Source organism: Kitasatospora sp. NPDC038210, assembly GCF_055600605.1.
Window position 1 is genome coordinate 256,534 of record NZ_JBVJYK010000012.1, and the last position, 17,195, is coordinate 273,728.

General features: G+C 71.9%; 14 protein-coding genes and 2 tRNA genes. 4 read left to right on the plus strand and 12 right to left on the minus strand.

All coding sequences use genetic code 11. From position 1 onward, the window contains the following. Nucleotides 1-106: 106 nt before the first annotated feature. The 5 genes from clpX to ACZ7KX_RS24915 form a co-directional block, all read right to left on the minus strand. Nucleotides 107-1,396, minus strand: coding sequence for an ATP-dependent Clp protease ATP-binding subunit ClpX (gene clpX / locus ACZ7KX_RS24895; RefSeq protein ID WP_045696864.1), 1,290 nt, complete (start codon nucleotides 1,394-1,396; stop codon nucleotides 107-109). 275 nt (nucleotides 1,397-1,671) lie between these two features. Then, nucleotides 1,672-2,334, minus strand: coding sequence for an ATP-dependent Clp protease proteolytic subunit (locus ACZ7KX_RS24900; protein WP_329931164.1), 663 nt, complete (start codon nucleotides 2,332-2,334; stop codon nucleotides 1,672-1,674). A 56-nt stretch (nucleotides 2,335-2,390) separates the two neighbouring features. After that, entirely contained in the window at nucleotides 2,391-3,008 is a 618-nt protein-coding gene (locus ACZ7KX_RS24905) for an ATP-dependent Clp protease proteolytic subunit (protein ID WP_046386806.1), read from the minus strand. A gap of 268 nt (nucleotides 3,009-3,276) precedes the next feature. After that, nucleotides 3,277-4,665, minus strand: coding sequence for a trigger factor (gene tig, locus ACZ7KX_RS24910; protein WP_470328368.1), 1,389 nt, complete (start codon nucleotides 4,663-4,665; stop codon nucleotides 3,277-3,279). A gap of 293 nt (nucleotides 4,666-4,958) precedes the next feature. Then, nucleotides 4,959-5,032 (minus strand) — tRNA-Pro (locus tag ACZ7KX_RS24915). Nucleotides 5,033-5,228: 196 nt separating this feature from the next. On the opposite strand from ACZ7KX_RS24915, the gene ACZ7KX_RS24920 reads away from it, so the two are divergent. Continuing rightward, a tRNA-Gly gene (locus ACZ7KX_RS24920) sits at nucleotides 5,229-5,299 on the plus strand. Nucleotides 5,300-5,430: 131 nt separating this feature from the next. Here the strand turns inward: ACZ7KX_RS24920 and ACZ7KX_RS24925 are convergent. Next, nucleotides 5,431-6,000: a DUF6197 family protein gene (locus tag ACZ7KX_RS24925; protein ID WP_470328369.1), complete on the minus strand. Its 570-nt coding sequence runs from the start codon at nucleotides 5,998-6,000 to the stop codon at nucleotides 5,431-5,433. 190 nt (nucleotides 6,001-6,190) lie between these two features. On the opposite strand from ACZ7KX_RS24925, the gene ACZ7KX_RS24930 reads away from it, so the two are divergent. Further along, a complete protein-coding gene (locus ACZ7KX_RS24930; RefSeq protein ID WP_396551696.1) occupies nucleotides 6,191-6,982 on the plus strand; it encodes a DUF6348 family protein in 792 nt (263 codons plus the stop codon). A 33-nt stretch (nucleotides 6,983-7,015) separates the two neighbouring features. On the opposite strand, the gene ACZ7KX_RS24935 is transcribed toward ACZ7KX_RS24930, so the two are convergent. The 4 genes from ACZ7KX_RS24935 to ACZ7KX_RS24950 form a co-directional block, all read right to left on the minus strand. Beyond that, on the minus strand, nucleotides 7,016-7,213 hold the full coding sequence (locus ACZ7KX_RS24935; protein ID WP_030058274.1) for a hypothetical protein: 198 nt from the start codon (nucleotides 7,211-7,213) through the stop codon (nucleotides 7,016-7,018). A 540-nt stretch (nucleotides 7,214-7,753) separates the two neighbouring features. Continuing rightward, nucleotides 7,754-8,980 (minus strand): PP2C family protein-serine/threonine phosphatase, encoded by a 1,227-nt coding sequence (locus ACZ7KX_RS24940; protein ID WP_470328370.1) that lies wholly within the window; start codon nucleotides 8,978-8,980, stop codon nucleotides 7,754-7,756. A gap of 304 nt (nucleotides 8,981-9,284) precedes the next feature. Next, nucleotides 9,285-9,770 (minus strand): ribose-5-phosphate isomerase, encoded by a 486-nt coding sequence (locus ACZ7KX_RS24945; RefSeq protein ID WP_350526079.1) that lies wholly within the window; start codon nucleotides 9,768-9,770, stop codon nucleotides 9,285-9,287. A gap of 71 nt (nucleotides 9,771-9,841) precedes the next feature. Next, nucleotides 9,842-10,438 (minus strand): biotin transporter BioY, encoded by a 597-nt coding sequence (locus ACZ7KX_RS24950; RefSeq protein ID WP_470328371.1) that lies wholly within the window; start codon nucleotides 10,436-10,438, stop codon nucleotides 9,842-9,844. A 266-nt stretch (nucleotides 10,439-10,704) separates the two neighbouring features. Here ACZ7KX_RS24950 and ACZ7KX_RS24955 point away from each other — a divergent pair, with 266 nt between their 5' ends. Continuing rightward, the gene (locus tag ACZ7KX_RS24955; RefSeq protein WP_470328372.1) at nucleotides 10,705-12,117 is read left to right on the plus strand and encodes an amino acid permease; all 1,413 of its coding nucleotides are present in this window, start codon (nucleotides 10,705-10,707) and stop codon (nucleotides 12,115-12,117) included. Between the two features lie 107 nt (nucleotides 12,118-12,224). Here the strand turns inward: ACZ7KX_RS24955 and ACZ7KX_RS24960 are convergent, their stop codons facing one another. After that, nucleotides 12,225-12,857 (minus strand): mycothiol-dependent nitroreductase Rv2466c family protein, encoded by a 633-nt coding sequence (locus tag ACZ7KX_RS24960; RefSeq protein WP_396551692.1) that lies wholly within the window; start codon nucleotides 12,855-12,857, stop codon nucleotides 12,225-12,227. A gap of 223 nt (nucleotides 12,858-13,080) precedes the next feature. Here ACZ7KX_RS24960 and pepN point away from each other — a divergent pair, with 223 nt between their 5' ends. Further along, nucleotides 13,081-15,645 carry an aminopeptidase N gene (gene pepN / locus ACZ7KX_RS24965; protein ID WP_470328373.1) on the plus strand — a complete coding sequence of 855 codons (2,565 nt, stop codon included), beginning with the start codon at nucleotides 13,081-13,083 and terminating at the stop codon, nucleotides 15,643-15,645. Nucleotides 15,646-15,720: 75 nt separating this feature from the next. On the opposite strand, the gene ACZ7KX_RS24970 is transcribed toward pepN, so the two are convergent. Continuing rightward, nucleotides 15,721-17,028 (minus strand): glycoside hydrolase family 18 protein, encoded by a 1,308-nt coding sequence (locus ACZ7KX_RS24970; protein ID WP_470328374.1) that lies wholly within the window; start codon nucleotides 17,026-17,028, stop codon nucleotides 15,721-15,723. Nucleotides 17,029-17,195: the final 167 nt, after the last annotated feature.

Sequence of the window (17,195 nt, forward strand, 5' to 3'; positions counted from 1 at the left end):
GGTCCTCACGGATCTCGAAGTCCAATGCATCCCCTGAACTGGGGTGTTGCAACAACTCCTAGAACCCAGGATCCGGTGCGGGGCCCTTCGGTGTGACGGCCTCGGGTCAGGCGCTCTTCTCGCGGCGCTCGCGCTTGATCATGTCGCGCGGGACGAGGGTGGGGATGGCGTGCTTGGAGACCACGTCCCCGGTGACCACCACGCGGGCGACGTCCTGGCGCGAGGGGACCTCGTACATCACGGACATCAGCACCTCCTCCATGATGGCCCGCAGCCCGCGCGCGCCGGTGCCGCGCAGGATCGCCTGGTCGGCGATCGCCTCCAGCGCGTCCCGCGAGAACTCCAGCTCCACGCCGTCGAGTTCGAAGAGCTTGCGGTACTGCTTGACCAGCGCGTTGCGCGGCTCGGTGAGGATCTGCAGCAGCGCCTCGCGGTCCAGGTTGTGCACGCTGGTGATCACCGGCAGACGGCCGATGAACTCGGGGATCATGCCGAACTTCACCAGGTCCTCGGGCATCACCTGGCGGAAGTGGTCGCTGGCGTCCGACTCCCGCTTGGAGCGGATGTTGGCGCCGAAGCCGATGCCCTTGGCACCCGCGCGGCCCTCGATGATCCGCTCCAGGCCGGCGAACGCGCCGCCGACGATGAACAGCACGTTGGTGGTGTCGATCTGGATGAACTCCTGGTGCGGGTGCTTGCGCCCGCCCTGCGGCGGCACCGAGGCGGTGGTGCCCTCCAGGATCTTCAGCAGGGCCTGCTGCACGCCCTCGCCGGAGACGTCCCGGGTGATCGACGGGTTCTCGCTCTTGCGCGCGACCTTGTCGATCTCGTCGATGTAGATGATCCCGGTCTCGGCCTTCTTGACGTCGTAGTCGGCCGCCTGGATCAGCTTGAGCAGGATGTTCTCGACGTCCTCGCCGACGTAGCCGGCCTCGGTCAGCGCCGTGGCGTCCGCGATCGCGAACGGCACGTTGAGCATCCGGGCCAGGGTCTGCGCGAGCAGCGTCTTGCCGGAGCCGGTGGGGCCCAGCAGCAGGATGTTGGACTTGGCCAGCTCGATGGCGTCCTCGCGGCCGTTGCCGCCGCTGCGGCCCGCCTCGCCGGCCTGGACGCGCTTGTAGTGGTTGTAGACCGCGACCGACAGCGCCTTCTTGGCGAGGTCCTGGCCGACCACGTACTGGTCCAGGAACTCGTAGATCTCACGGGGCTTCGGGAGCTCCTCGAAGCGCACCTCGGAGGTCTCGGCGAGTTCCTCCTCGATGATCTCGTTGCACAGGTCGATGCACTCGTCGCAGATGTACACGCCTGGGCCGGCGATCAGCTTCTTCACCTGCTTCTGCGACTTGCCGCAGAACGAGCACTTGAGCAGGTCGCCACCGTCTCCGATGCGTGCCACGAGGTGCTTCCCCTTCGCCAGGGGCCCCGCAGGGGTTCCGGGGCCTGGTGCTGTGGACCGTCAACGCCGACGGCGCTCGGTCTCGCTATCCGACGGTACTCTGCCGGGCCCGTGATTCCGTCCTCTTCGCCAGGTCTGCCCTACGCCCTGGGCGAATTGATACCGAACAGATGCCGTGACACGGGCCCGCCGATGGGTTGGGGCGGGACGCGCAGGGGTGCGCGTCCCGCCCCGATGGGCCCCTCCCGCCCCTCGGGGCTCGGAGGGAGCCGACCTCAGGAGGTCAGCGAGGTCTTGCGGGTGGAGATGATCTGGTCGACCAGGCCGTACTCGGCGGCCTCCTCGGCGGTCAGGATCTTGTCGCGCTCGATGTCCTCGCGCACCTGCTCCACCGACTTGTTGGAGTGCTTCGAGAGCATCTGCTCCAGCTGCTCGCGCATCCGGAAGATCTCCTTGGCCTGGATCTCCAGGTCGGACACCTGGCCGCGGCCGGTCTCGGTGTACGGCTGGTGGATCAGGATCCGGGCGTTCGGCAGCGCCATCCGCTTGCCGGGGGTGCCGGCGGCGAGCAGCACGGCCGCGGCGGAGGCCGCCTGGCCCATGCAGACCGTGGTGATGTCCGGCTTCACGTACTGCATGGTGTCGTAGATGGCCGTCAGGGCCGTGAACGAGCCGCCGGGCGAGTTGATGTACATCTGGATCTCGCGGTCCGGGTCCATCGACTCCAGGCACAGCAGCTGCGCCATGATGTCGTTCGCCGAGACGTCGTCGACCTGCGAGCCGAGGAAGATGATGCGCTCCTCGAACAGCTTGGCGTACGGGTCGTACTCGCGGATGCCCTGGGTGGTGCGCTCGACGAAGCGCGGGACGATGTAGCGGCCCTCGGCGCGCATGTCCTCGACGCGGGCCTGGGCGGCCGACAGGCTGGGGATGTTCATGGGGATTCTTGTCCTCCGGGGCGTTGGGGCTGTGGTCTCGTGGGCCGGGCCGAGGCTCAGGCGCCCGTGCCGCCGCCGCCGGGGACGTCCGCGGCGCTGTGCATGATCGCGTCGATCAGGCCGTACTCCAGGGCCTCCTCCGGCGTGAACCAGCGGTCGCGGTCGGAGTCCCGGGTGATCTGCTCGAAGGACTGGCCACTGTGGAAGGCGATCAGCTCGGACATCCGCTTCTTGGTGCGGAGCAGCTGCTCGGCCTGGATGCGGATGTCGGTGGCGGAGCCGCCGAGGCCCGCGGAGGGCTGGTGCATCAGGATGTTGGCGTTCGGCAGCGAGAAGCGCTTGCCCTTGGCGCCGGCGGTCAGCAGGAACTGGCCCATCGAGGCGGCCATGCCCATCGCGATGGTGACGACGTCGTTCTTGATGTACTGCATGGTGTCGTAGATCGCCATGCCGGCCGAGATCGAGCCGCCCGGGGAGTTGATGTAGAGGAAGATGTCCTTTTCCGGGTCCGCGGCCAGCAGCAGCAGCTGGGCGGTGATCTTGTTGGCGATGTCGTCGTCGACCTGCTGGCCGAGGAAGATGATCCGCTCGTTGAGCAGCCGGTTGTAGACCTGGTCGCCAAGGCCGCCGAGCACGTCACCAGCGGCGGCGTGCGGCGCCATCGGGCCAGGCATCTGCATCTGCGGGAACGTCACTTAGCCACCTGCTCAGTCGATTTGGAGGGCCGTTCCGCGGCTCTCGCGATGTCGCACAGCTTCCGGGTATCACGTCGTGATTGTTGCTGTCCAAGGACCCTAACGCGCAGGCCCGGCCGCAGAATCCCTCACGCAGAACTGTTCGCTGTGAGCGCAGGGTCGCGGCGTGCCGCGGGCGGGAAGACAGCGGGCCCGGACACCGTGACGGCGTCCGGGCCAGCTGCGTGCCTCAGGGGGCTGCCGGGGCTCAGGCCTCGGTCTTCTCCTCGGCGCTCTCCTCGGCGGCGGCCTCGACGGTCTCGCCCGTCTCGTCCTCGTCGTCGAAGTTGATCTCGTTGCCCTCGGTGTCGACGACCTTGGCGGCCTCGACCACGGTGGCCAGCGCCTTGCCGCGGGCGACCTCGCCGACCAGCATCGGCACCTGGCCGCCCTGGACGACCTGCTGCGCGAACTGGTCGGGGGTGAGGCCCGAGCCGGCGGCGCGGCGGATGAGGTGCTCGGTCAGCTCCTCCTGGTTAACACCCAGCTCCTCGTCGGCGACGATCTGGTCCAGGACGAACTGGGTCTTGATGCCCTTCTTCGCCTGCTCCTCGATCTCCGCGTCCCACTCCTCGCGGGACTTGCCCTGGGTCTCCAGGTAGGCGTCGATGTTCAGGCCCATCGGCTCCAGCTGGTGGTGCTCGACGTTGTGCTTGCGGGTCTCGATCTCGTCCTTGAGGAGCTTCTCCGGGTACTCGATCTCGACCAGCGCGAGCAGGGCGTCCAGGACCTTCTCCTGGGCCTGGGTGGCCTGGTCGTACTCCTTCATGCGCTCCAGGCGCTTGCGGGAGTCGCCGCGCAGCTCCTCCAGGGTGTCGAACTCGCTGGCCAGCTGGGCGAACTCGTCGTCCAGCTCCGGCAGCTCCTTCTCCTGGACGGTGGTGACGGTGACGGTGACCTCGGAGGTCTTGCCCGCCTGGGTGCCACCCTTGAGCTCGGTCTCGAAGGTCTTCTCCTCGCCGGCGGACAGGCCGACGACGGCCTCGTCGATGCCGTCGATGAGGCGGCCCGAGCCGATCTCGTAGCTCACGCCGGTGGCGGTGCCGTCCTCCGGCACCTCACCGTCGACCTTGGCGACCAGGTCGACGACCACGATGTCACCGGCAGCGGCGGCGCGCTCGACGTCCTTGACCGAGGAGAAGCGCTCGCGCAGCTGCTCCAGGGACTTCTCGACGTCCTCGTCGGAGACGACGATCGGGTCGACCGTCACCTCGATGGACGAGAACTCCGGCAGGGTGATCTCCGGACGGATGTCGACCTCGGCGGTGAACTTGAGGTCACCACCGTCGGCGATCTTCTCGACACCCTCGATGTTGGTGATGTCGGGCTGGCCGAGGACCTCGATCTTGCCCTCGTCGACGGCCTGCGTGTAGAAGCGCGGCAGGGCGTCGTTGACGGCCTCCTCCAGCACGGCACCACGGCCGAAGCGCTGGTCGATGACGCGAGCCGGGATCTTGCCCTTGCGGAAGCCCGGAACCGTGACCTGCTGGTTGATCTTCTTGTACGCCGCGTCGAGGCTGGGCTTGAGCTCCTCGAAGGGCACCTCGACGGTGAGTCGAACCCGGGTCGGGTTCAGAGTCTCGACGGCGCTCTTCACGGTTAGGTCTCCTAGGGGCTTGCGGTCAGGTTGTCTCCGCCCGTCCCCGCCGCGAGGCCGGAGCCGTACGGGTGGGTCGGACGAGACGGGCGATGGGCGGTTGGAGCTGCATCTCCCGTGGGGTGGACGGTGAGCTTGACTCCTCGCCCTCGTGCGGTTGACCTGGGTGGACGCCACAGGGACTACCGCCAGCGCCCCATCCTACCGGTACCACGAAAGGCGGACGCCAGACGCCACCGTACCGGCCGAACAGAACAGGGCCCCGCCCCGGTGGGCGAGACCCTGCCGCACTGTCGGGGTGACCGGATTCGAACCGACGGCCTTCCGCTCCCAAAGCGGACGCGCTACCAAACTGCGCCACACCCCGTGGTGCCGAGAGGAAGCGTACACGGCGGGCCTGTTCGGCTCGCCGACTATTCGGGCGCGGGCGCGGGCGGGACGGCGCCGGTTTCCGCGCGGGCGCGGGGGGCGGAAACGCGGTGTGCGAAACGGGGTGTGCACGCGGGCGGCCGGACCAGGTACGCTGTTGCCCGAACTTCCGGCCGTCACGGCTGGGGGATCATGCGGGCGTAGCTCAATGGTAGAGCCCTAGTCTTCCAAACTAGTCACGCGAGTTCGATTCTCGTCGCCCGCTCTCCGCCCGGCCCCGGTGCGCACTCGCGCGCCGGGGCCGGCTGCGTTTCCGGGGGCCGTCGGGGGCCCGGGCCCCGGACGGCCCCCCGCGCCGTTCAGTGCCCGCGCCGCTCGGATCAGTGCCCGCGCCGCTCAGAGCCCGAGGCGGGCGGCCCGGGCGGCGGCCCGGTCGAGCAACTGGTGGACGTCGCCCTCCCGGGTGGTGGGGCGGTCGTTGAACTCGTCCGGGGAGCGCGCCGGACGACCGGTGCCGTGCAGCACCTCCATCAGCTGGACCCGCGCGGTGCGGACGGTGGCCGGGGTCCCGTAGCCGTGCGCCAGCACGGCGGCCTGGGCGCCGAGCAGGCAGACCCGGCCGGCCTCGTCCCACATCGCGCCCTGCAGCCAGCCGTGGGCGCCGATGTAGCGGGAGGCGAGCCGGAGGTGGTCGGCCGCGGTGACCGGGACGGGGCGGGCGGGGCGGCGCAGCGCCCGGTCGAGCAGGGTGGCGCGGGGCGCCGGGTGGCCGGCCTGCCAGGGGCGCGGGGTGCTGCCGTACGGGCAGACGTACCAGGCGGGGGTGCGGGCGGGGGCGGGCAGTGAGGCGAGGTACGCCTCGATCTCGGCGACCAGGGCGGCGCCGTCCGGACCGGACGGCAGCGGCCGGAGCGGGAGCGGTCTGACCGGGGGCGGGGGGAGCGTCGGGTCGGTGGTGCGGGGCATGGGGGTTCTCCGGGCGGAAGGCGTTCGGGTTCCGCTGCCCAAAGTGGGGCATACGGGATGTTTCCGCGACCGGAGGGCCGGGCGGTCCGGATGGTTTCCCGGTTGGGTGCCGGGCCGATAGCCTCGGGCCCGTTCGAGCGCAGTTCGAGCGCGAGCTCAGCGGCCGCGCTCCCGAGGTGGAGGAGTCCCGGTGCGTCCGCAGGAGCGACTGGCCGTCATACAGCACTGCGTGGTGCGGGAGATGGCGCGGCTGGGCCAGGTGTTCCGCCTGGACGGCGAGGTCGTGCGCGGCCCGGGCACCACGGCGGTGGCGGTGCGTGAGCACCCGGGGCACGACGGCACCGGGCACGTGGACCTCGGCTTCGTGCTGCGGCTCGGCCGGGCGGACGCGCCGGTGGTGTGGGACTGCGCGGCCGGTCTCGGCAAGACCGAGGAGGAGAAGCTCGCCAACGCGGTGAAGATGTGGGCGACCACCACCGCCTCGGTGCTGGTCGAGCTGGCGGAGGGCCGCGGGGTGCACGCCGACCACCCGGACCTGCCCGAACTCCCGGGCTGGCGGGCGGTCCAGGGGCCGGCGGCGGTGTTCGGCTTCGGCAACGAGCACCTGGCGGGCTGGCTCGCCGAGAACCGGGTGCTGCCGGCGCTGGCTCCGGCGCTGCGCTCGGAGCTGTCCGGGCCGGGCCCGGTCGGGGTGAAGCTCTTCCTGGGCGGGAAGGCGGGGGACGACGTCGCCGAGGTCCGGGTGGGCGGCGAGGTGTCCGAGGCGGCCTCGGCGGCGCTGCGCGCGCTGGACTGGCCACGGGGTGAACGGCTGTGCTGGGCGCGGCTGTTCGTCCTGCTGACGGCCGAACGGGAGGAGCCGGCACAGGCCGCGCCGGCGGGTGCCGTGGCACCCGCACCGATGCGCGTTCCAGCCCCGGCGGCAGCGCGGCCCCGGGGGTTGTTCGCTCGCTGGCGGCAGGCCAGACGGGCCGGCCGGTGACCCCCGGGCGGGGGTGCGGACGGCCCGGTCGGGTCAGCCTCCGGTGATGCTGGAGATGCTGTGCGCGAGGTTGGCCAGCAGGGAGTTGATCGAGGTCGCGACCGTGGTCTCGTGCAGCATGAAGCCGAACAGGGCGGCGACGATCGCGTGCGGGATCTTCATCTGCTTGTTGCGGATGAAGATGATGCTCAGGATCGCGAACAGGACCAGCGCGGAGACGGAGAGTGCCACCCGGACTCACTTCCTCGTTTTCATAGCGGGGTGCCACCACCCGGCGACACCAGCGAAAGCCGGACCCCGGCATGTCCCACGGTCCCGAGGCGGAATCGCGGACCGTCCGACACACCGCCGGTGAGGGAGCCCACGATCGACCGCTGTCTGTCGTGCCGCACGTGACGCCCCCTATCCCCCGAATCCTGAACAGTCCCGCCCGGACTCAGTGTGGTCGACCGTGCCGATTGCGTAAAGGTCTGACAGTCGGCCCAACGCCGATATCCTGTGCTGCGGGACGAGTTTCCGCCGACCGGGACGATAGCCGAGTCGTCCTGACGAATCGTCGGCGGGGCCGTGCTGAGCGGCCGGGAAACGGTCGGGGGCGGTTAACGGAAGCCGCTGGTCCGGTCCGCCGACGGGCCGTCCGATTTGGCCGAAGATCAGCTGCCAGACTTGACAGCCACTGCCCCCGGCATGTGCCGCCGCGTCACCCGCGGAGGGGCCGTCGACGGCTCACGCGCGCGACCGGCCCGCCTCACCCGGCCTCCCCCGGCGGCGCTAGTCACGCCAGAGCAGCAGCACCGCGCGGTCGTCGTTGATGTCCCGCGCGACCGTCTCGATCAGCGCGGCGGCGGCCCCGGCGCCCGCGCCCGCACCGCCCCCCGGCACCAGCCGGTCGGCCTCCCCCATCAGCCGGTCCATGCCCTCGGTGAGGTCCCGGCCGGGCGCCTCGACCATGCCGTCGGTGCACAGCATCAGCACGTCGCCCCGGTTGAGCCGGCCGCGCACGCCCTCGAACTTGGCGCCGTCGTAGATCCCGAGCAGCGGGCCGTCGGCCTCCTTGACCTCCCAGCGGCCGGCGCCCGCGACGCGCTGCATGCCCGGCAGGTGCCCGGCCGACAGCAGCTCGTACTCGCCGGTGTCCAGGTCCAGCACCAGGTGGACGGCGGTGGCGAAGCCCTCCTCCCAGGACTGACGCAGCAGGTAGCCGTTGGCGGCGGGCAGGAAGTCGTGCGCGGGCAGCGAGCCGACCAGGCCGCCGAAGGCGCCGGAGAGCAGCAGCGCGCGGGAGCCGGCGTCCATGCCCTTGCCGGAGACGTCCGCGAGGACCACCTCCAGCAGGCGCTGGCCGGGGCCGGTACGGGCGGCGACCACGAAGTCCCCGGAGAAGGACTGGCCGCCGGCCGGGCGCAGCGCCATGTCCGCGTGCCAGCCGACCGGGAGCGCGGGCACCCGGCTCTGCACCCGCAGCCGCTCGCGCAGGTCGAAGAGCATCGTGGAGCCGCCCCACCAGGGCACGCCGACCCGGGCCCGGAACTGGGCCAGCAGCAGGCCGCCCACCCCGGCGGCGCCGACCACCAGGGCCGCGCCCGGGGTGACGCCGTAGACGTAGGCCTCCGGGTTGTCGCTGGCGACCCGCTGGCCGGTGTGGATCACGGACTCGGCGGACAGGCCGAGTGCGGCCAGCGCGTAGAGCACCACCAGGCTGCCCGGGCGCAGCAGCAGGGCGCCGGCCAGGATCGGCAGGACCAGGGAGGTGGGCGGGGCCCAGTCGGGGAGCCAGATGTTGAGCAGGATCAGCAGGGGGAGGAGCAGGGCGAGCGCGCAGAGCACCGGCCAGTCGGCGGCGCCGCCGCGGAAGTAGTCCACACCGGCCGTGCGCAGCCTTCGGCGGACCCGGCGGAGCCTCTTGCGCAACCGGGCCGTCACGGGCTCGGACGCGGGGGTGGCGCCGGGCCTCGTCGCAGTCGTCTGGGGCGGTGCGCCCGGCGGTCTGCCAGCCATGGGGACCGACCCTATCCACGGGCACGGCCCGGCGTCGACGGCCCGGACGCGGGCGGGTGCGCCGGTGCGCGGGGCGCTCAGCGGGTTTCGGCCGATCGGAACGGTTGCGGGCGCGCCGTCAGGAGGCCTGCGCCGATTGGGCGTACGGAACGGGCGGGTGGCGTGTGCACCCCGCGCACGGGCTGGTCCGCGCGCCGGGTGCTGTGGCCGATCCCACAGGTCGGACGGGTCCGTCGGGCACCCGGGACGGCGGCGGCCGGCCGCGCGGGGTGCGCGGCCGGCCGTGGGAGGAGGGGTGGGTGGATCAGCCCTGGGGGTGGTGGGCCGGGATCGGCGGGAGCTCGCCGGTGGTCTCGTACTCGCTCAGCATCTCGATCCGGCGGGTGTGCCGCGGCTCGCCGCTGTACGGGGTGTTGAGGAAGATCTCGACGAACTCGGTGGCCTCCTCCTGCGTGTGCATGCGGCCGCCGATGGAGATCACGTTGGCGTTGTTGTGCTGACGGCCGAGCTCGGCGGTCTGGGTGCTCCAGGCCAGCGCGGCCCGGACGCCCTTGACCTTGTTGGCGGCGATCGCCTCACCGTTGCCCGAGCCGCCGATCACGATGCCCAGGGCCTCGGAGTCGGCGGCGGTGCGCTCGGCGGCGCGCAGGCAGAACGGCGGGTAGTCGTCCTCGGCGTCGTAGATGTGCGGCCCGCAGTCGACCGGCTCGTGGCCGGCCCCCTTCAGCCACTCCACGAGGTGGTTCTTCAGTTCGTATCCGGCATGGTCGGAGCCCAGGTACACGCGCATGGCACGAGTGTGGCATGCGCGTGCGCCCGGGCCCGACAACGGGGGCTTCAGCGGGGGTTCCAGCGGGGGCTTCAGCGTCGGCCGAGGAGCTTCCAGGCCAGCGGCAGGGCGCCCGCGGCGAGCGCGGCCTTGAGGGCGTCGCCGACCAGGTACGGGTAGAGGCCGAGCTCGGCGGCGCGGGCGAGCGGCACGTGGAGCGCGACGGCCAGGTACGGGACGCCGACCGCGTAGACGGCGAGGCTGCCGAGGGCCATGGTGACGGCGGTGTTCACCGGGGTGCGGTCGGCGCCGCGGCGGGCCAGCACGCCGGTCAGGGCGGCGGCGAGGACGAAGCCGAGCACGTAGCCGAACGAGGGCATCGCCCAGCCGGAGGTGCCCTCGGCGAACCAGGGCAGGCCGGCCGCGCCGGCGAGCAGGTAGAGGGCGAGCGAGGCGGCGCCGCGGCGGGCGCCGAGCGCGGTGCCCACCAGCAGGGCGGCGAAGGTCTGGCCGGTGACCGGCACCGGCGAGCCGGGGACGTTCACCGACAGCTGGGCGGCCACGCCGGTCAGCGCGGCGCCGCCGGCCACCAGGGCCAGGTCGCGGACCTGACCGCCGATGCGGGTGGCGGCGGGCAGCAGGTCGGCGAGGACGGCGCGGTGCGGTATCGGGGTGGTGGCGGTGGCCATCGGGGGATCCTCCGTGGGCTCCAAGTGGGTGAACACCTGTGAACCTATGCGGTGATCCACTGCGCGAGCGGCACGGTTTCGCACAAAGCCCCGCCCTCGGGCGTTGTCGGATCCGGCCCGAAGTGACGCACGGTCACGGTGGCGGCACCCGACGTGCCCGCCCGGTCCGCAATGTGGGCCCGGGCCGGACATTCTTGGCATGGGCAGAGGTGTCCCCGGATATTGGACAACTCATGTCGCATACCGCACAGTCTGGAAGCACCCCTATGGCCCCCACCTCCGCGCCCACGGCGCCCGGGACCACCGACGCCACCGAGTCGGCGCCGGGAAGCCAGCAGCTCTCGCACGGGCTGAAGCAGCGCCACCTGTCGATGATCGCCCTCGGCGGGGTGATCGGCGCGGGCCTCTTCGTCGGCTCCGGCGCGGGCATCGCGGCCGCCGGCCCGGCGATCATCCTGGCCTTCGTGCTCTCCGGCCTGCTCGTCATGCTCATCATGCGGATGCTCGGCGAGATGTCCGCGGCCCGCCCCGCCTCCGGCTCGTTCTCGGTGCACGCCGAGAAGGAGATCGGCCCCTGGGCCGGGATCACCGCCGGCTGGATGTACTGGGTGATGCTCTGCTGCGGCGTCGCCGCCGAGGCCACCGCCGCAGGGAAGATCGTCAACGGCTGGATACCGGGCGTCTCCTCATGGGTCTGGGTCGCCCTGTTCATGGTCTTCTTCTGCGCCAGCAACCTCACCGCGGTGAAGAACTTCGGCGAGTTCGAGTTCTGGTTCGCCACGATCAAGGTCGCCGCGATCATCGCCTTCCTGGTCCTCGGCGGGCTCGGCATCGCCGGGGTGATCGGCCCCGGCGCCCCCGGCGCCGACAACCTCACCGGCCACGGCGGCTTCCTGCCCACCGGCGTCAGCGGACTGATCGTCGGCCTGCTCGCCTCGGTCTTCGCGTACGGCGGCCTGGAGACCGTCACCATCGCCGCCGCCGAGTCCGACGACCCCAAGAAGAACGTCGCCAACGCCGTGCGCACCGCGGTGTGGCGGATCGCGATCTTCTACATCGGCTCGATGGCCCTGGTGGTCACCCTGGTCTCCTGGAAGGACCCGTCGGTCGTCACCGACGGCCCGTACGTCACCGTGCTGCGCCACCTCGGGGTGCCCGGTGCGGGGGCGATCATGCAGGTCGTGGTACTGGTCGCGCTGCTGTCGGCGATGAACGCCAACATCTACGGCGCCTCCCGGATGGCGTACTCGCTGGTCGGCCGCGGCCAGGGCCCCAGGGCGCTGGCCAAGGTCAGCGGCGGGGTGCCGCGCCGGGCCGTGCTGGCCTCCTGCCTGTTCGGCTTCGGCGCCGTGCTGGCCGCCAAGTTCTGGCCGGAGACGGTGTTCACCTGGCTGATGAACACCACCGGTGTGGCGATCCTGGTGGTCTGGCTGTTCATCTGCGTGGTCCAGCTGCGGATGCGCCGCCGGCTGGAGCGCGAGGCGCCCGAGCTGCTCACCGTGAAGATGTGGGGCTACCCGTACCTGACGTGGGTCGCGATGGCCGCCGTGGCCGGCATCCTCGCGCTGATGACCACCACCGAGGGCAACCGGGAGCAGCTGTACGCGGCCGGGGTGCTGGTCGCGGCGCTGACCGGCGCCGGACTGCTCAAGCAGCGCCGGGACGCCGCCGCCCGCTGAGCCCGGACACCGAACAGGGCCCGGTACCGCTTCCGGTACCGGGCCCTTTCGCGTCACCGCAGTCGTCGACGGCAACGACTGCATCGACGGCGACTGCGACTGCGGGGCTACTCGAAGGACGGGCCGGCCGTCCGGGTGCGCTTGATCTCGTAGAAGCCCGGGGTGGAGGCCACCAGCAGGGTGCCGTCCCACAGCCGGGCCGCGGCCTCGCCCTTCGGGGCGGGGGTGACCACCGGGCCGAAGAAGGCGACCCGCTCGCCGTCCGCGCCCTCGACGGCGATCACCGGGGTGCCGACGTCTTCGCCGACGAGGGTGATGCCCTCCTTGTGGGAGGCGCGCAGGGCCTCGTCGTGGATGTCCGTGCCGGCCGCGTCGGCCAGCTCGACGGGCAGGCCGGCGGCCACCAGGGCGGCCTCGATGGTCTCGCGGTTCTGCGGGAGGCCCTGGTTGTGGAAGCGCACGCCCAGCTCGGTGTAGAGCCGGCCGAGCACCTCCTCGCCGTGCTTCTCGGCGGCGGCGATGCACACCCGCACCGCGCCCCAGGCGTTGTTCAGCAGCTCGCGGTAGTTGTCCGGGAGGTCCCGGTGCTCGTTCAGCACCGACAGGCTCATCACGTGCCAGCGCACGTCGACCGGACGCAGCTGCTGAACCTCGATCAGCCAGCGGGAGGTCATCCACGCCCACGGGCAGGCCGGGTCGAACCAGAAGTCGGCGGTCTTGCGCTCAGCGGCAGCAGTCACTGCGTGTCGTCCTTCGTGAGGTGATCCGGGCAGGGGTGTTTTCCCCGTGTAGCCCAACACCCGCCGGACGCCGCTGATTCCGCCGCGGACGCGTCGGTCTGTGCAATGGTACCGGCGGCCCGGAGCGTGACAGGATGGTGCCGCGTGCACGGACGACACCGCGCACCGAGACCGCACCACCCACACGCGCACCACCGTGCGAGCCGGACAAAGGAGTACCGCCGTGCCGGGCAAGAACCTCAGCCGCGACGAAGCCCAGCAGCGGGCCAGCATCCTGGCCGTGGACGGCTACCGGGTCCGGCTGGACGTGACCTCGGCCCCGGACCGGGCGACCGCGACCTTCCGCTCCACCACCACGATCACGTTCCGCTGCTCCCAGCCCGGCGCGGACACCTTCCTCGACCTGCTCGCCCCGGCCGTCCGCTCGGTCACCCTCAACGGACGCGCCCTCGACCCGGCCACCGCCTACGACGGCGCCCGGGTGCACGTCGAGGGCCTCGCCGCCGAGAACGTGCTGACCGTCGAGGCGGACTGCGCCTACAGCCGCACCGGCGAGGGCCTGCACCGCTTCGTCGACCCGGTGGACGGCGAGACCTACCTCTACACCCACTACGAGCCGGCCGACGCCCGCCGGGTGTTCGCGACCTTCGAACAGCCCGACCTGAAGGCCCCGTTCACCTTCACGGTGACCGCCCCGGCCGCCTGGGACGTGTGGTCCAACGCCCCGCACGAGGACGTCACCGCCGAGGACGGCGCCCGCACCTGGGAGTTCGCGCCGACCAAGCCGATCTCCACCTACCTCACCGCGGTCGTCGCGGGCCCGTACCACGTCGTCCGCGACCACTACAGCCGCGAGCTCGCCGACGGCAGCACCCTGGAGATCCCGCTCTCCGCCATGTGCCGCCGGTCCCTCGCCCCGTACTTCGACGCGGACGAGATCCTCGGCGTCACCAAGCTCGGACTCGACTTCTTCCACGAGGAGTTCGACTACCCGTACCCCTTCGGCAAGTACGACCAGGCCTTCGTGCCCGAGTACAACATCGGCGCGATGGAGAACCCCGGCTGCGTCACCTTCCGCGAGGAGTTCGTCTTCCGCTCGAAGGTCACCGACGCCGCCTACGAGGGCCGGGCCAACGTCATCCTGCACGAGATGGCGCACATGTGGTTCGGCGACCTGGTCACCATGCGCTGGTGGGACGACCTGTGGCTGAAGGAGTCCTTCGCCGACTTCATGGGCTCCTACGGCCTGATCGGCGCCCGCACCCGCTACTCCTCCGCCTGGGTCACCTTCGCCAACCAGCGCAAGGCCTGGGCCTACCGGCAGGACCAGTTCCCCACCACGCACCCGATCACCGCGGACATCCGGGACCTGGAGGACGCCAAGCTCAACTTCGACGGCATCACCTACGCCAAGGGCGCCTCCGTCCTCAAGCAGCTGGTGGCGTACGCCGGTTCGGAGGCCTTCTTCGAGGGCGCCCGCCGCTACTTCAAGCGCCACGCCTTCGGCAACACCGAGCTCACCGACCTGCTGGACATCCTGGAGGAGACCAGCGGCCGCGACCTCAAGGCCTGGGCCGCCGCCTGGCTGCAGACCGCCGGCGTCAACGCGCTCACCCCGCAGGTCACCAGCGACGCCGAGGGCCGGATCACCGAACTGGCCGTCCTGCAGGACGGGGAGGTGCTGCGCCCGCACCGCGTCGCGGTCGGCCTGTACGACCGGAACTCCGACGGCGCCCTGGTGCGCACCGAGCGGATCGAGCTGGACGTCACCGGCGCCCGCACCGTCGTCACCGCGGCGGCCGGCAAGCCCCGTCCGGCGCTCGTCCTGCTCAACGACGACGACCTGACCTACTGCAAGATCCGCTTCGACGAGGACTCCCTGGAGGCCCTGCGCACCGGCCTCGGCGACATCGACGACCAGCTGGCCCGCGCGCTGGCCTGGTCCGCCGTCTGGAACCTCACCCGGGACGGCCTGATGCCGGCCCGCGACTACGTCGCCCTGGTGCTGCGCTTCGCCGGCCAGGAGGGCAACATCGGCGTGCTGCAGTCGCTGCACGCCCAGGCCAAGACCGCCGTCGACCTGTACGCCGACCCGGCCTGGCGCGGCGAGGGCGGCCGGCTGCTCGCCGACGGCGCCCTGCGCGAGCTGCGCGACGCCGTCCCCGGCAGCGACCACCAGCTGGCCTGGGCCCGCTTCCTCGCCCAGACCGCGGGCGGCGCCGAGCACCTCGGCCTGGTCCGCGGCCTGCTGGCCGGCAGCGCCCGGATCGACGGCCTGGACGTCGACCAGGAGCTGCGCTGGTCGCTGTGGCTGGCCCTGGCCGCCGCCGGCCAGGCCACCGACGAGGAGCTGGACGCCGAGCTGGCCGCCGACAACACCGCGAGCGGCAAGCGCCAGTACACCCAGTGCCTGGCCGCCCGGCCCACGCCGGAGGCCAAGGCCGCCGCCTGGTCGGCCGTGGTCGACTCGGACGAGCTGCCGAACGCCCTGGTCGAGGCCGACATCGCGGGCTTCGCGTTGCCCGCCCACCGCGACCTGACCGCCCTCTACGCGGCCCCGTACTTCAAGCTGCTGGAGAAGATCTGGGCCGAGCGGACCATCGAGATCGCGATGCGCTTCGTCAGCGGGTTCTTCCCGAGCGCCCAGACCGACGAGCAGACCCTGGCCGAGGCCGACGCCTGGCTGGACGGGCACCCGCAGGCCGCGCCGGCGCTGCGCCGCTTGGTGCTGGAGCGCCGCGACGACCTGGCCCGCGCGCTGCGGGCGCAGGCCTGCGACCGGGCCTGAGCCCGCGGAACCCGGGGGCCCGCCGTGCTCGTCACGGCGGGCCCTTCGCGCGGTCGCGCGGGTCGTGCGCGGACGTCAGTCGCGGCGCAGGCCGCGGTCCAGGGCGGCGATGGCGCTGCCCCGGGCGTCGTCCCCGTCCAGCGACCAGACCATCACGCCGCCCAGGCCGTTCCACCGTGCGTAGCGGGCCTTCCGGGTGAGCACCTCGGCGGTGTCGTAGCTGTAGAAGGTGGTGCCGTCGTACTTCCAGGACGCGCCGTGGTCGCGGTCCACGTGGACCGTGCCCGGCAGCGCTTCGACCTCCCGGTAGGAGCGGTCGGGCGCGGCGGCGGTGGCGCTCTGGAAGAGGCCGGCGCGCGGGCCGGCGGCGACGCCCGTCCAGCCGTGGCCGTAGAGCGGGGCGCCGAGGACGAGCTGTCCGGCGGGCAGGCCGCGCTCCTGGTAGTGCGTCACGGCCTGGTCGGCACTGCGCTGCCGGGGGTCCGGGTCGGCCGGGTCGGAGTAGAGGTTGGCCTGGTGGCCGGTCGGGCCCTTGCCCTCCCAGGGGCCGTGCAGGTCGTAGGCCATCAGGTTGAGCCAGTCCACCGACCGGCTCAGCTCGGGCAGTTCGAGCCGGTCGGCGACGGTCTCGTTGGCGGCGACGGCGGCGGTCAGCAGGTAGTGCTTGCCCTTCTTCCCGCTCAGCGCGTCCAGCTGGCGGCGGAACTCCCGCATCAGCAGGGTGAAGTTGCGGCCGTCCTCGGGGCGGACGACGTTGCCCGCGTCCCCGCCGCCGCCCGGGTACTCCCAGTCGATGTCGATGCCGTCGAAGACGCCCGCGGCGGCGCCCCTGCCGCCCTCCGGGGAGCCGGCCAGGACCGGGACGTCGCCCTTGAGGTAGAGGTCGATGCAGGAGGAGACGAACTTCTTGCGGGCCTCGTCGGTGGCGGCCGCGTCCGAGAAGTACCTGGACCAGCTCCAGCCGCCCAGCGAGATGACCGTGCGCAGCTGCGGGTTCTTCGCCTTGAGCTTGCGCAGCTGGTTGAAGTGGCCCTTCAGCTCCTGATCCGGGGCGTCGGCCACGCCGTCCACCGACTCGGCGGCGGAGAAGGCGCGCTGGTAGTCGTCGTGGGCGTCGCCCTGGCCGGCGTCGTTGGTCTGGAAGCAGGTGCCGTCGGCGGAGACGTTGCCGAAGGCGTAGTTGATGACGGTGAGCTTGGCCGCCTGGCCGGACTCCTGGACCCGCTTGGCGGAGCTGCCGGCGCCCCACTGGGTGAAGTAGCCGACCCGCTGGCCGTTCGGCTTCGGGCCGTGCCGACCGTCGGAGGCGGAGGCGGGGGCGGTGGCGGCGAGCAGCGCGGCGACGGTGGCGGCGGCGAGCAGGGCTGAGGCGCGAGTGGGCATACCGGACCTGTTCTCTGAAGCGGCGTCAAATGGTCTGGACCAGATGGGACAGAGGTTTAGTCCATCCGCCGCTCACCGCACAAGGGGGCCGGTCCGGCCGGTGCGGTGTGCAGGGCCGTCGCGGCATGCGGAAGGGGCCGGACCGCGTGGTGCGGTCCGGCCCCTTC

Bases quoted from the DNA above. Each gene is read 5' to 3' on its own strand.
- ACZ7KX_RS24945 (WP_350526079.1), bottom strand. From the start codon at position 9,770: ATGCGCGTGTACCTGGGCTCCGACCATGCCGGATACGAACTGAAGAAC.
- ACZ7KX_RS24925 (WP_470328369.1), bottom strand. From the start codon at position 6,000: ATGCCCCGCACCACCGACCCGACGCTCCCCCCGCCCCCGGTCAGACCG.
- ACZ7KX_RS24950 (WP_470328371.1), bottom strand. From the start codon at position 10,438: ATGGCCACCGCCACCACCCCGATACCGCACCGCGCCGTCCTCGCCGAC.
- ACZ7KX_RS24955 (WP_470328372.1), top strand. From the start codon at position 10,705: ATGGCCCCCACCTCCGCGCCCACGGCGCCCGGGACCACCGACGCCACC.
- ACZ7KX_RS24900 (WP_329931164.1), bottom strand. From the start codon at position 2,334: ATGAACATCCCCAGCCTGTCGGCCGCCCAGGCCCGCGTCGAGGACATG.
- ACZ7KX_RS24970 (WP_470328374.1), bottom strand. From the start codon at position 17,028: ATGCCCACTCGCGCCTCAGCCCTGCTCGCCGCCGCCACCGTCGCCGCG.
- ACZ7KX_RS24905 (WP_046386806.1), bottom strand. From the start codon at position 3,008: ATGCCTGGCCCGATGGCGCCGCACGCCGCCGCTGGTGACGTGCTCGGC.
- ACZ7KX_RS24940 (WP_470328370.1), bottom strand. From the start codon at position 8,980: ATGGCTGGCAGACCGCCGGGCGCACCGCCCCAGACGACTGCGACGAGG.